This is a genomic window from Neobacillus niacini (assembly GCF_036961885.1).
GTDB lineage: Bacteria > Bacillota > Bacilli > Bacillales > Cytobacillaceae > Neobacillus > Neobacillus niacini_H.
This window is the reverse complement of the sequence record NZ_JBALNQ010000025.1, coordinates 1-12687: the sequence shown is the minus strand read 5'-3', so window position 1 is coordinate 12687 and position 12687 is coordinate 1. Positions and strand designations below refer to the sequence as shown.

General features: G+C 36.6%; 13 protein-coding genes and 1 other annotated feature. Of the genes, 8 read left to right on the top strand and 5 right to left on the bottom strand.

Translation table 11 applies throughout. The features are described from left to right. Window positions 1-74: 74 nt before the first annotated feature. Window positions 75-767, bottom strand: a complete 693-nt coding sequence (locus V7124_RS11760; protein ID WP_335489179.1) for a Crp/Fnr family transcriptional regulator — start codon at window positions 765-767, stop codon at window positions 75-77. A gap of 260 nt (window positions 768-1027) precedes the next feature. On the opposite strand from V7124_RS11760, the gene V7124_RS11755 reads away from it, so the two are divergent. Then, window positions 1028-1207, top strand: a complete 180-nt coding sequence (locus V7124_RS11755; protein WP_335417746.1) for a YjzC family protein — start codon at window positions 1028-1030, stop codon at window positions 1205-1207. Between the two features lie 108 nt (window positions 1208-1315). Next, window positions 1316-3910, top strand: a complete 2595-nt coding sequence (gene clpB / locus V7124_RS11750) for an ATP-dependent chaperone ClpB (RefSeq protein WP_335489176.1) — start codon at window positions 1316-1318, stop codon at window positions 3908-3910. A 48-nt stretch (window positions 3911-3958) separates the two neighbouring features. Here the strand turns inward: clpB and V7124_RS11745 are convergent, their stop codons facing one another. Next, window positions 3959-4144 (bottom strand): YjzD family protein, encoded by a 186-nt coding sequence (locus V7124_RS11745; protein WP_335417753.1) that lies wholly within the window; start codon window positions 4142-4144, stop codon window positions 3959-3961. 201 nt (window positions 4145-4345) lie between these two features. Here V7124_RS11745 and V7124_RS11740 point away from each other — a divergent pair, with 201 nt between their 5' ends. Both V7124_RS11740 and V7124_RS11735 read left to right on the top strand, forming a co-directional pair. After that, window positions 4346-5068, top strand: coding sequence for a hydrolase (locus V7124_RS11740; RefSeq protein WP_335489173.1), 723 nt, complete (start codon window positions 4346-4348; stop codon window positions 5066-5068). A gap of 82 nt (window positions 5069-5150) precedes the next feature. Next, window positions 5151-5963 (top strand): hypothetical protein, encoded by an 813-nt coding sequence (locus V7124_RS11735; RefSeq protein WP_335489170.1) that lies wholly within the window; start codon window positions 5151-5153, stop codon window positions 5961-5963. Window positions 5964-6007: 44 nt separating this feature from the next. Here the strand turns inward: V7124_RS11735 and V7124_RS11730 are convergent, their stop codons facing one another. Beyond that, on the bottom strand, window positions 6008-6250 hold the full coding sequence (locus tag V7124_RS11730) for a hypothetical protein (RefSeq protein ID WP_335417763.1): 243 nt from the start codon (window positions 6248-6250) through the stop codon (window positions 6008-6010). 186 nt (window positions 6251-6436) lie between these two features. On the opposite strand from V7124_RS11730, the gene V7124_RS11725 reads away from it, so the two are divergent. The 4 genes from V7124_RS11725 to V7124_RS11710 all read left to right on the top strand — a co-directional run bounded on the left by V7124_RS11725 (window position 6437) and on the right by V7124_RS11710 (window position 10625). Next, on the top strand, window positions 6437-7369 hold the full coding sequence (locus tag V7124_RS11725) for a beta-ketoacyl-ACP synthase III (protein WP_335417766.1): 933 nt from the start codon (window positions 6437-6439) through the stop codon (window positions 7367-7369). 48 nt (window positions 7370-7417) lie between these two features. Then, the gene (gene fabF / locus V7124_RS11720) at window positions 7418-8659 is read left to right on the top strand and encodes a beta-ketoacyl-ACP synthase II (RefSeq protein ID WP_335417768.1); all 1242 of its coding nucleotides are present in this window, start codon (window positions 7418-7420) and stop codon (window positions 8657-8659) included. A 301-nt stretch (window positions 8660-8960) separates the two neighbouring features. Further along, the gene (locus V7124_RS11715) at window positions 8961-9770 is read left to right on the top strand and encodes a DUF2268 domain-containing protein (RefSeq protein WP_335489166.1); all 810 of its coding nucleotides are present in this window, start codon (window positions 8961-8963) and stop codon (window positions 9768-9770) included. A gap of 108 nt (window positions 9771-9878) precedes the next feature. After that, entirely contained in the window at window positions 9879-10625 is a 747-nt protein-coding gene (locus V7124_RS11710; protein ID WP_335417774.1) for a YjbA family protein, read from the top strand. Window positions 10626-10669: 44 nt separating this feature from the next. On the opposite strand, the gene trpS is transcribed toward V7124_RS11710, so the two are convergent. Together trpS and V7124_RS11700 are read right to left on the bottom strand one after the other, a co-directional pair. Further along, window positions 10670-11659, bottom strand: coding sequence for a tryptophan--tRNA ligase (trpS, locus tag V7124_RS11705; protein WP_420490526.1), 990 nt, complete (start codon window positions 11657-11659; stop codon window positions 10670-10672). A gap of 51 nt (window positions 11660-11710) precedes the next feature. Further along, window positions 11711-11954: a binding site (T-box leader), on the bottom strand. A gap of 59 nt (window positions 11955-12013) precedes the next feature. Then, window positions 12014-12199, bottom strand: a complete 186-nt coding sequence (locus V7124_RS11700) for a hypothetical protein (RefSeq protein ID WP_335417777.1) — start codon at window positions 12197-12199, stop codon at window positions 12014-12016. Between the last annotated feature and the right edge of the window lie 488 nt (window positions 12200-12687).

The following is a 12687-nucleotide window of genomic DNA, read 5'->3' as shown; positions in this document are numbered from 1 at the left end:
CGCCTGTAGCGCAAATCAATAGTCAAGTTTAATACAGCAAAAATAAAAAAATCGGTCTAATCGACCGATTTTTTTTAGTCTATTTTACATATTTCTGTGGAACAGTCTTCACAATCAATTTCATTCTTTAAATAATCTAAATCATGTATCGTAATACAGCCTTTATCAATTGATAAAATCCCTGCTTTTCTTAAATCACTTAGTAATCGATTAACTACTTCTCGTGATGTCCCGCAGAAATTTGCCAATTCTTGATTGGTTAACGGTAATTCAATCAGGATTCCTTGATTTGTTTTTATACCGTAACTGTTGGTGATCCGAATCAGTGTAGAATATAGAGCACCTTTCTTGCCATGTAGAACAAGGTCTCTAAATTTTGTTTGTGTTTTTTGATATTGTTGGCTCATCCATTTCATAAATTCAAGTGAGAGTTCATGATTATGTGTAAGCTTTTCTTCAAGAACGTCCTTCATAATGACAGCCACTTCGCCACTTTCAGCCACACGTGAACTTAAAAGATACTTAGAAGCAGGAGAAAATAAATCAAGTTCTCCAATAAAGTCTCCGCTTGAACACATTCTTAATGTAAGTTCCCGCCCGTCAGGAATAATTTTGCTGATTTGGATGATGCCACTTTGGACAATATATAATTCATTAGCAGGAGAACCTTCCTGAAACAGAAAGGTCCCTTTTTCGATTTTCTTCATATGGTGAACCGTATCAAACAGTTGAGTTAACTTTGTAGGTATTTCTTTTATTGACTGCATAAAATAACCACCTTTAAAGGGGCGAAATTAATCGCTGATTTGCTTTCCAAAAGAAATGTCAGTCAAGGTTTCATTTGCTAGATAATACTATAATTATATTGTTAACAAAGATTATATATCAATAATTGTGCCATAAATTCATACAATCGTCAAAATAAAATCCTTATAATTGAAAAAAGGTTTCAATTTCATAAATATTCCTTTAATGACTACTGAGTTAATGGAAATAATAAAGATGTACATGAAAAGGAGGGATAAATATGGGGCAAAATCATCAGTTTAAATCAGGTCAAAAAGCACCAAATAATGGTGTTTATATAGAAATCGGTGATACAGAGTCAAATGTCAATAACCCAAAAAAGATAAAGCTGAAAGCTGGAGATAGGTTTCCTGAAACTTCAAATGATGAACGGATATGGACGTACCAGCGCAAACCTTAAACGATTTTAAAAGTCATCCATATGCGGATGGCTTTTATTTTATTTATTTTTACATAATCGTGTATAATAAAATTAAATAGGTCAAATTTGGTCAAAGGGGTGTGGAATATGGATTTGAATCGAATGACAGAGCGGTTGCAAAAGGGCATTTTAGATGCCCAATCATTGGCAATAAAAAGTAGCCATCAAGAGGTTGACGAACCTCATTTATTCTTAACGCTTCTTCGTCAAGATGATAGTTTATTACGTGCAATTTTACAAAAGGCAGATATTCAGACAAAAGCTGTTGAAAAATCATTACAATCAACACTTGATCAAAAGCCGCAAGTTTCAGGGAGTGGTGTAGAGCAAGGAAAGTTATACATTACTTCAAAGCTGCAACGACTTTTTGTAAGTGCTGAAGAACTTGCATCAAAGTTTTCTGATGACTTTATTTCAATCGAACACATATTATTAGCTGCTTCCTATGCTAGAGATTCGGAAATGCAAAAGATTTTAAAATCCAATGGAAAAACTGCGGAGTATATTTTATCCGCCATTAAGGAAATAAGGGGGAACCAAAGAGTGACGTCCCAAAATCCCGAAACCGTATACGATGCACTTAATAAATATGGAAGGGACTTAGTTGCCGAAGTAAAAGCGGGAAAACTTGACCCTGTGATTGGCAGGGATGCAGAGATCCGCCATGTCATCAGAATCTTATCCAGAAAGACTAAAAATAATCCTGTATTAATTGGTGAGCCAGGCGTGGGGAAAACTGCCATTGTTGAGGGACTTGCTCAGCGAATCGTTAGAAAAGACGTACCAGAGGGTTTAAAAGAAAAAACCATTTTCTCATTAGATATGAGTGCTTTAATTGCCGGGGCTAAGTTTAGAGGCGAATTTGAAGAAAGGTTAAAAGCAGTATTGAATGAAGTGAAAAAAAGCGAAGGACAAATTCTATTGTTTATCGATGAACTCCACACCATTGTCGGAGCGGGAAAAACAGATGGCGCAATGGATGCAGGAAATATGTTAAAACCGATGCTCGCTCGTGGAGAGCTTCACTGTATTGGGGCAACAACGCTTGATGAACACCGGAAATATATTGAGAAAGATCCAGCACTCGAACGCAGATTTCAACAAGTTCTTGTTCAAGAGCCAAATGTCGAGGATACAATCTCGATTTTGCGTGGGTTAAAGGAAAGATTTGAGGTACATCATGGAGTAAAAATTCATGACCATGCACTTGTTGCAGCTGCAACGTTATCAGATCGGTATATAACCGAACGCTTTCTGCCAGATAAAGCGATTGATCTAGTGGATGAAGCCTGTGCCCTTATTCGAACTGAAATTGACTCGATGCCAACCGAACTTGATGAGGTAACACGAAGAGTCATGCAGTTGGAAATAGAAGAAGCAGCTTTGAGAAAAGAGCAGGATGACGCTAGTAAGAAAAGGCTGGAAGTCCTTTTAAAGGAATTAGCAGAGTTAAAAGATCAAGCCAATAGCATGAAGGCTCTATGGCTCCATGAGAAACAGGGCATACAAAAGTTGCAAGAGAAAAGGGAGCAGCTTGAGAAGCTTAGGAGAGAATTACAGCAGGCAGAAGATAAATATGACCTAAACCGGGCAGCAGAACTTCGTCATGGTCTGATTCCTTTGGCAGAAAAAGAATTGAAAGAACTCGAATCCGCAACATCCGATCATGATCGATTACTTCGCGAGGAAGTAACAGGAGAAGAAATTTCAAATATTGTCTCAAGGTGGACAGGTATCCCACTTGCTAAGCTGGTCGAGGGAGAAAGAGAGAAACTGTTAAGATTAGAATCTCTTTTGCATGAACGGGTCATCGGGCAAAATGAGGCGGTGCAATTAGTCTCTGATGCAGTATTACGGGCACGTGCCGGTATTAAGGATCCAAACAGACCAATCGGATCATTCCTCTTTTTGGGACCAACGGGTGTTGGAAAGACAGAATTAGCTAAAGCACTTGCAGTGGCATTGTTTGATAGTGAAGAGCAAATGATACGTATTGATATGTCAGAATATATGGAGAAACATGCGGTTTCAAGGTTAATCGGTGCACCTCCGGGGTATGTAGGGTATGAAGAGGGGGGCCAGCTTACCGAAGCGGTCAGAAGAAGACCCTATTCTGTTATCTTGATGGATGAAATTGAAAAAGCGCATCCGGAGGTATTTAATATTCTCCTCCAAGCACTTGATGACGGACGAATAACAGATTCTCAAGGTAGAATCGTAAATTTTAAAAATACTGTGATCATCATGACCTCTAATATTGGTTCTCATTTCTTATTGGAACGAAATGAAGATGAAGAAGATATTTCAGAGGTAACAAGGAAAAAGGTACTCGGTCAATTAAAGAATCATTTCCGACCTGAATTTTTAAATAGAATAGACGAAACTATTTTATTTAAACCTTTGTTGTTAACTGAAATTAAAAATATTGTAGTAAAAATGTTGAAGGAACTACAGAGCAGGTTAAAGGATCAGGACATTGAAGTAACAATCACTGACAGTGCTAAAGAGTTCATTGCTGTCAATGGATTTGATCCCATATATGGTGCTAGACCATTGAAAAGGTTTATTCAAAGAAATATCGAAACAAAACTTGCAAGGGCAATTATTGCTGGAAGCGTTCATGACCACTCTGTCGTAAAAATTTCAACTGAAAATGGAGAATTAACAATTTTTATAGAATAAGGAAACAATAAGGTCATCCAAATAAATGGATGACCTCTTTTAAAAAATTTAATGTTTTTCAACAGGTTCGTTTGGAATTACTGCAGTTGCAATAAAAATCAAAATGGTAACTCCAACAGATATAATTGCTCCGGCCTTGAAGTCAAAAACTCCACCTACTGTCATTGAACTAACTACATATGAGAGCATTTGCACTAAAAGAAATGCCCAAAAGAATGTCCAAAAGTATCGCATTATGTATCACCTCTACCTTATTTTTCATCTTTAATAATATTACCATACGGTTTTGAAATAATAAATGGGAATTTGAGTACAAGCCAATGCTGAAGTTTTATCAAAAACCAATATTTATGGATGAACTAGGCTATATTCCCTTTCATCTAATGTGAAATTACATACAATATTTTGAGGAAATATGTAAAAGGAGATTTAGCGATGGAGAACCGGAATTTTCAGATGGATACCCAGTGGAATATCATCCATTACCCTGAAAAGCCCACAGGTTTTGGAGTCTTAATAATTGGAGATGAAAGACATTTTGTAGACGAAAGCAAATGCTTCTGGTCTCAAAATGAGGGTAAACTGGCCATTATTAATGAATTAAAAAAATCAGGATATACTATTTTTTCCTCAAATTTGTATGGGCGAAACTGGGGAAGTGACCATGCTGTAGAGCTTGCGCAGAGGTTATACCAGCAAGTAATACGCAGTGAAATTCTGAATAATAAAATTCATCTAATAGCAGAGGGAATGGGTGCATTAGTAGCAGTCAGGTTGATGGCTAAAATGAAAGACCAGCTAAGGTCTGTAGTTTTACTTAATCCCATTCTTTCTTTAAAAAATCATATCGAATTAGAAAAGGAACATAAGTTTTTTTATAAAAAATTAATGAGAGAACTGTCAGCTGCACATATGAAGGATCAAGCCACGCTTGAAAAAGAACTTCAAAGTATGAATGCCGAACTAAATCTGGATAGGAGTATACCTTTAAAAATCATCAATGTTATGTCCAGTGGAAAATCATATAACCAATCAAAACAACTGCAACAATTACTTGCAAAAACGGATACTAATCCAACATACATCGTTGCCGAAAAGAAGCAGCAGCTTGGCTATATGATGAAGAAGTTTTTCAATCAAAATGAAAAAATGCTCTAAATACAGCTTTCCCTACTAAGATATATTTCTTTATGAAACCGCATAGGATTCAGTAAAGAAGCTTGGGGAGGCAGGAAAAGTAATGGACAAGGCAGTAATTGTAGGTGTATTTGACTTTGTGAATTTCCATGTTTGCAAAGCTCTTCTTGATAAAGGGATAGAAGTCAAGGGAGTACAGCTTGTAACAGAAGAGAATGAGGATTTACTGGTTGAAAAAAAATTAGAAATCGGGCGAAATGCTAACTTTTATGTGATTTCCATAGGGGATATACCCAATGAACTCAACCAAAAAGGGACATTGGTTCTCTCTGTTTACGACCTATATATGCAATATAGGGAAGATCTTTTACTGAGTGATGATTTTAAAGAGCAATTTGTGAATTTGGATAATTGGGAGCAAATAGTTATCCTTGCCCCAAGTCAGTTATTAACAAATGAAAATACCACAAATGCTGAAATTATAATCAAAAATTTTATTAATGAGATTAAAGCTTTAAATAATCATATCCAATTACTCTACTTACCATCGATATTTGGTCCATGGCAGCCAGAAACCTTTATGTTTCAACATTCTATTTTAAATCAAATGAATAGAGGGAAAGCATTTAGAGGTATGCGGGAGGAGATAAATGATGCCCTGTTTGTTGATGATACTGTGGAATCCATCATTGAAATTGTCGATAAAAACGTTCCTGGCAGCTACCTTCTCCAGAGTGACAGCAACAATCAATGGGAGATAGGTGCGGCATTTTTAGGAATCAGTGAACATGTTTCAAGTATTAGGAAGATAAAGCAACTGGATAATGAAATAACCAAATGCACAGTAAATGGCAATATCCCGCTGCCTATTGCATTAACCAAACAGATAGAACATGCCCACCGTATATATATTTGAATAAGGGAATGCATGGATAAAAAGCTGCCGTTTTGCCCGGCAGCTTATTTTTTCTTAAAAAATTGTTCGACAAAGGGATAAACCTTTTGAATCAAAGGTTTTAAATTTTGAGAGGATTCCTTTAATCTTCCAATATTATCAAAGATTGCTTCAAAATCAATTGAAGATGGATGTGAATCCGGAGAGTCATACGAATTCGTTTGCGTACCGTCTCTCTTATCACCAAACATCATTCTTGAAAAGCGATCATTCGGGCTCTGTTGGTGTCGATTTCTTTCTTTTTCCATGTCGTAACCTCCAAATTATTAATCATTTCTACTATTAGATTATGAAGTGTGTGAACGATTGGTATGGACATAAGTTGGGTATATAGCATTTAATGGTTGCTTAATTACATATATATTTGATAAAATTAGTACCAAGTCATAATAATTGATAATAATAAAAGTATGAACATATAAGGAGATGATTCCTTGAACGCTGGAATTGTTGGAATTGGAAGGTATTTACCAGAAAAGATCGTTACAAATGCAGATTTAGAAAAAATAATGGATACATCAGATGAATGGATTCGCTCGCGTACAGGCATTGAAGAACGCCGTATCGCAGATGATAATACAAAAACTTCTGATATGGGGCTGGCAGCTGCACAAAAGGCAATTGAAGATGCAGGAATCACTCCTGAAGATATTGATTTAATATTGGTCGCAACCGTAACGCCAGATCAGCCATTCCCTTCCGTTGCTTGTATGCTTCAAGAACGGTTAGGTGCGAAAAAAGCCGCAGCGATGGACGTAAGTGCAGCCTGTGCAGGTTTTATGTACGGTATTATTACCGGAAAGCAGTTTGTTGAATCAGGAGCTTATAAGTATGTTCTGGTAGTGGGTGTTGAAAAACTTTCAAAGATAACCGACTGGAATGACCGAAACACTGCAGTACTATTTGGAGATGGTGCTGGTGCTGTTATCGTTGGAGAGGTTTCTGAAGGTAGAGGAGTTCTTTCGTTTGAACTGGGTGCGGATGGTACTGGTTCTAAGCATTTATATCAAGATGAGTATATTATTATGAATGGACGGGAAGTCTTTAAATTTGCGGTGCGCCAGATGGGGGAAAGCTGTGTTCATGTTCTCGAAAAGGCTGGACTTACAAAAGATGATGTTGATTTCTTAATCCCTCACCAAGCCAATATCCGGATTATGGAGGCCTCTAGACAAAGGCTGGAGCTGCCGGTTGAAAAAATGTCAAAGACGGTTCATAAATATGGAAATACTTCATCCGCGTCTATTCCGATTTCTCTTGTTGAGGAAATAGAGGCTGGAAAAATCAAAGACGATGACCTAATTGTCATGGTAGGATTTGGCGGCGGCTTAACATGGGGTGCCATTGCAATTAGATGGGGGAAATAAAGAGAACTAGTTAAATATACAATGAAGTGCAATAAAGGAGATGTCTAAATGGAAAAGCGTAGAGTTGTGGTTACTGGTGTAGGGGCGGTAACTCCCCTTGGTCTTGATGTTGAAACCACATGGAAAGGGATTATTGAAGGGAAATCTGGGATTGGACCTTTAACAAGAGTGAATGCAGATGAGTATCCTGCAAAAGTTGCGGCACAGGTAAACGACTTTAATCCCGAAACAATTATGGATAGAAAAGATGCGCGTAAAATGGATCGTTTTACTCAGTTCGCGGTGGCATCAGCATTAATGGCTGTTGAAGATGCAAATCTCACTATTAATGACGACAATGCCGATCGTATAGGAGTTTGGATTGGATCAGGTATTGGCGGGATGGAAACATTTGAAGAACAATATGAAATTTTTCTAAAAAGAGGATACAAAAGGGTTAGTCCATTCTTTGTTCCAATGCTAATTCCTGACATGGCAACTGGGCAAGTTTCGATAAGATTAGGTGCAAAAGGATTTAATTCCTGTACAGTGACAGCATGCGCAACAGGAACAAATTCAATTGGAGATGCCTTTAAGGTAATTCAGCGGGGCGATGCAGATGCCATGATTACTGGAGGAGCAGAAGCACCGATTACAAAAATGGCGGTAGCTGGCTTTTGTGCGAATACGGCGCTTTCTACCAATCCAGATCCAAAAACAGCAAGTAGACCATTCGATAAAAATCGTGATGGTTTTATAATGGGTGAGGGTGCAGGTATTATTGTCCTTGAAGAGTTAGAATATGCATTAGCCCGCGGTGCGAAAATATATGCTGAGATTGTGGGCTACGGTGCAACGGGTGATGCCTATCATATAACAGCTCCAGCTCCAGGTGGTGAAGGTGGGGCGCGTGCGATGAAAATGGCGATTAAAGACAGTGGTCTTAATCCAGAGGAAATTGATTATATTAATGCTCATGGAACAAGTACTGAATATAATGATAAGTTCGAAACACTTGCCTTGAAAGAAGTATTTGGTGATCATGCTTATAAACTTGCGATTAGTTCAACCAAATCAATGACTGGTCACCTTCTTGGAGCAGCAGGAGGAATTGAAGCAATCTTTTCTGTGCTAGCGATGAGAGATAGCATTCTACCTCCGACTATTAATTATGAAAACCCGGATCCTGAATGTGATTTGGATTATGTACCAAATAAAGCCCGTCAAAAAGAAATTAAGGCAGTAATGAGTAATTCATTAGGCTTTGGTGGTCACAATGCAACAATTGTTTTCAAAAAATATGAAAAATAATTAGCTCGGTCAGGGAATTTCCTGGCCGGCTTTTTTTTATTAGGCTCTTTTCTTAACTTTGTTGCCTTTTATAACAAAATTAATGTTTATACTATGCATTCTTAGAAAACAGCAGAAACTTTAAAAAGAAAAGAGCTTGTAAACTATAATCAATGCGTAAAATAACTATTTTCACGTTAAAATCGGCTTTAAGATTTTAACAACAATCGTTACGAAAACAGCCTTTTATTATTAGTCAGGGCAGAACCTCTTTCTATATTATTCATAAAATGTAAAAAATGAAGAAGTATGGAGTGAGGAAATGGGCATCATTCAAACAGATAAATGGTTGGAGGACGAGTTTGAACATCCAACAAAAATATGCGAAAAGCTGCTCCCTGCTTTCAATGGGCTAAGTGCACCAAAAATTTACCATCAATTAGCCGAGTTTGGGATGTATAGGCCATCGGACAGGACGAAGGAAATTTTTCATTCGATGAAGGAAAACAAAACATGGGAAGTAGTGGAACGTGTTTTACTGGATTATAGAAAAAAATGGCGGGGTCCAGATATTCCAATTTATCTCTTTCCCATTGGCCAGCAAAGGAGTTTTTTTTTCAGACAAGAAGAAAAGGTTAAGGGTGGAGTCTCCTATCCAGATAAGATGTTTTTATTTCTTTCAACCAGCTTAACAACTAAAGAAATAGAGGCATTATTTGTCCATGAATACCATCATATTTGCAGGTTAACGCAACAAACGAAACGATTCGAAGATTATACCCTGTTGGATTCAATCATCATCGAAGGGCTTGCAGAATACGCCGTTTTAGTGAATTGTGGGAGAAGCTACTTAGCTGATTGGTGCAGTATGTATACAGAATCAGAATTAAAAAATTTGTGGAAAAAATACCTAGGTGGCAATTTAGAATTGAAAAAAAGTGCTCATAAACACGATGAATTATTATATGGCTTAGGTAGAGTTCCTAAACTCCTGGGATATGCAGCCGGTTTTAAAATTGTTGAAAATTATTATAAGGATCATCATTATTCTACAAGACTATCCTTTAAATTACCTGCAAAGAAATATTTACTAGCTGAAAATACCTTTACAAAAAATAGCCGAAACAAATAGGCTTTTTTTTTTACTACTAACTGGAGCAATATATATTTTAAGGAATAAATTAACTTATGTCTGCCCATACTGATTGACAAACAGTTTCTTGAAGTGAGGGGTTGTACAATGTTGTATCTTCATGATGTTTGGGTAAATTGGTTTGAAGGTGAAGAAAACGGATATAATGTGTGTCACTTTCATGAATGGCGCAAAGATGATGGTGTAGAGCTGTTAGACCAAGCGCCTTTGTTAAAAGTAGAACCGATTCTCTTTAATTATATAGAGAACGATCTCTCAGAATTACCTCAACAGCTTCTAGATGATATTTTTCAAAAAGCATATTTAAGGAAAAACCATGAAAGAATTCAACTAGATTACTGCTTTGTTGTAACGGATGGGGTTGGTATATTAGCAGTCGATACCATTGGATATTCAATACCTATTAGAAAAAGCAGACTTATTCCAAGACAAGAGCAGCTTGTCTATGAAATGATTGCAGCACAAGAAGCAAAGGAATATCATTTTCAAAAGACCACAGTGGACAAAGATTTTCATATTTTAGCACCTGAACCTGAATTAATGTCGGGTCTCACGCGAAAAGAGCGTCAATTAAAACAGCTATTATTTATGGCACTTGATCAATTACATACATCAAAGAACGAAGCAGAAGTGCGTTATTGGTTTACTGAATGGTGTCCAGAGCGTTACGCAGCTATTCAGGAATTGAACTTTGAGAGTGCATGGCAGCAATTATTTGAGGAGGCAAAATATGGATGGTCTAAACGACATGAAACATTTTGTGAAAATCTAATAAAAGGTCAGCCATTTTTCGAAAAGCTTTGGGAAATGGAGCACGGACCTAAAGTAAACTAAAAATTGCCCGGTCACGAGTAAGCTTTCGTGACCGGGCATTTTTATTATTTTCTTTTTCTTCCTAATCCCATGGCATTTTCCATTTTCTTAACTGTTTTACTGGCAACTTGATTTGCTTTTTCAGCACCTTCGTCTAATATTCTGTCAAGTTCACTTGATTCCATTAAGTTATAATATTTTTCTTGAATGGGTTTAAATACATTTACAACCACGTCTGCTAAGTCAGCCTTGAAATCCCCATATCCTTTACCATGATACATTTCCTCTAGTTCTGGGATGGTCTTTTGACCAAGTATAGAGTAGATGGAAAGTAAATTAGAAATTCCAGGTTTATTGATCGTATCAAATTTAACAATGCCTTCAGAGTCTGTTACGGCACTTTTAATTTTCTTTTCAATTTGTTTTGGTTCATCTAGTGGCGTGATAAAGGCTTTGTTATTTGGATCTGATTTGCTCATTTTCTTTGTTGGTTCCTGTAGGGACATTATTCGTGCACCCACTTCAGGGAGGCGAATATCAGGGATTGTTAAAACCTCCCCATATTTTTTATTAAATCTTTCGGCTAAATCACGCGTTAATTCCATATGCTGTTTTTGATCTTCTCCAACTGGTACTAGATTGGCATTGTATAATAAAATGTCTGCAGCCATTAATGGCGGATAGGTTAATAAACTTGCTGATACAGCATCTTTGCCGGCAGATTTATCCTTAAACTGAGTCATTCGCTCTAATTCACCTATATAGGCGATACATTGCATCATCCATCCTGCTTGAGCATGAGCCGGAACTTCCGATTGGATAAATAAGGTTGCCTTGTCTGGGTTGATGCCGACAGCTAAGTATAGTGCTGCCAAACTTCTGATATTCTTACGAAGTACTAAACGATCCTGTGGAACCGTTATCGCATGTTGGTCGACGATACAAAAGTAACAGTTATAATCGTTTTGCAATTCTACAAATTGCTGCAATGCCCCAATATAGTTTCCTAGTGTAATCGTACCACTAGGCTGAATTCCTGAAAAAATTGTTTGCATGACCGATTTCCTCCTAAATTTAAATATAAAAAAACCATTCATCCCTACAACGATAGGGACGAATGGTTCGCGGTACCACCCTAAATTACTCAAAAAGAGTCACTCATTTCCTGTACTACCATGATTGGATAGCCAGGGACCTTTTAACGCAAGGAAACGTCTATTCCTACTTTTCATAGAAGTTCGGAAAAGAAGCTCGAAAGTCCATTCAGTATTTTTCCGTGTTTGTTTTCACCAGCCACAAACTCTCTGTTATCGGTTTAAAATACATACTACTCTTTGTCATTGCCAAAATTATAATTTACTTATTCATATTATAATTAAATGTATAGTAGGAAGCAAGTTGCATTCTTATTACTTTTTCGTACCGCCAACGCTTTTCCATCGTGTTTGGAACCTTGCGCTTTGGTCAACGAATTCGGAACGTTTTTTTCCTCCGAAGACGGTCTCACCAAAGCCATTCGTTATTACGCCCAAAAAAGCAGTAATACCAATAATAAGTATCGCAACCATTGATAAATCAGCTATGTATCCACCCATGATAAAACCTCCATTTTCAATTCAAAAGTTATCGTAACATTTTGTATTGTATTTCCCCTAATCCTATTTTAAAAGAACTTTGCAATTATTAAAAGAGGAAAAACGAATAAAAACATTAATAACTGCTATTTGTGAATGCGTTTTCACTAAAAATGCTCAATTGAGAATCAGACAAGGGAGAAATTTGAAAGATAAATAACTTTTTAAAAAAACCAGATAGAAGTTCTATATTTTTTGGTGAGGACAGACACAAATATAACTACCTATTCGAATTATATATAAACTTAATCCTTTTAAGGAAGAAAAAATCAAGTTAAAACTATAAGAAAGTATGAAACTTTTTAGTAATTTGTGCGTCTAATATATAGTACATAAATAATTAACGTTAAATATTTGACATTTAATAAATTTTAAAAAAGGGATACCTTTTTTAAGGACTGTGGTGTATAATTAATGATATAAATTACTTATTTATAATTATTTTAATC

Bases quoted from the DNA above. Each gene is read 5' to 3' on its own strand.
- V7124_RS11760 (WP_335489179.1), bottom strand. From the start codon at position 767: ATGCAGTCAATAAAAGAAATACCTACAAAGTTAACTCAACTGTTTGAT.
- V7124_RS11755 (WP_335417746.1), top strand. From the start codon at position 1,028: ATGGGGCAAAATCATCAGTTTAAATCAGGTCAAAAAGCACCAAATAAT.
- clpB (WP_335489176.1), top strand. From the start codon at position 1,316: ATGGATTTGAATCGAATGACAGAGCGGTTGCAAAAGGGCATTTTAGAT.
- V7124_RS11745 (WP_335417753.1), bottom strand. From the start codon at position 4,144: ATGCGATACTTTTGGACATTCTTTTGGGCATTTCTTTTAGTGCAAATG.
- V7124_RS11740 (WP_335489173.1), top strand. From the start codon at position 4,346: ATGGAGAACCGGAATTTTCAGATGGATACCCAGTGGAATATCATCCAT.
- V7124_RS11735 (WP_335489170.1), top strand. From the start codon at position 5,151: ATGGACAAGGCAGTAATTGTAGGTGTATTTGACTTTGTGAATTTCCAT.
- V7124_RS11730 (WP_335417763.1), bottom strand. From the start codon at position 6,250: ATGGAAAAAGAAAGAAATCGACACCAACAGAGCCCGAATGATCGCTTT.
- fabF (WP_335417768.1), top strand. From the start codon at position 7,418: ATGGAAAAGCGTAGAGTTGTGGTTACTGGTGTAGGGGCGGTAACTCCC.
- V7124_RS11715 (WP_335489166.1), top strand. From the start codon at position 8,961: ATGGGCATCATTCAAACAGATAAATGGTTGGAGGACGAGTTTGAACAT.
- V7124_RS11710 (WP_335417774.1), top strand. From the start codon at position 9,879: ATGTTGTATCTTCATGATGTTTGGGTAAATTGGTTTGAAGGTGAAGAA.
- trpS (WP_420490526.1), bottom strand. From the start codon at position 11,659: ATGCAAACAATTTTTTCAGGAATTCAGCCTAGTGGTACGATTACACTA.
- V7124_RS11700 (WP_335417777.1), bottom strand. From the start codon at position 12,199: ATGGGTGGATACATAGCTGATTTATCAATGGTTGCGATACTTATTATT.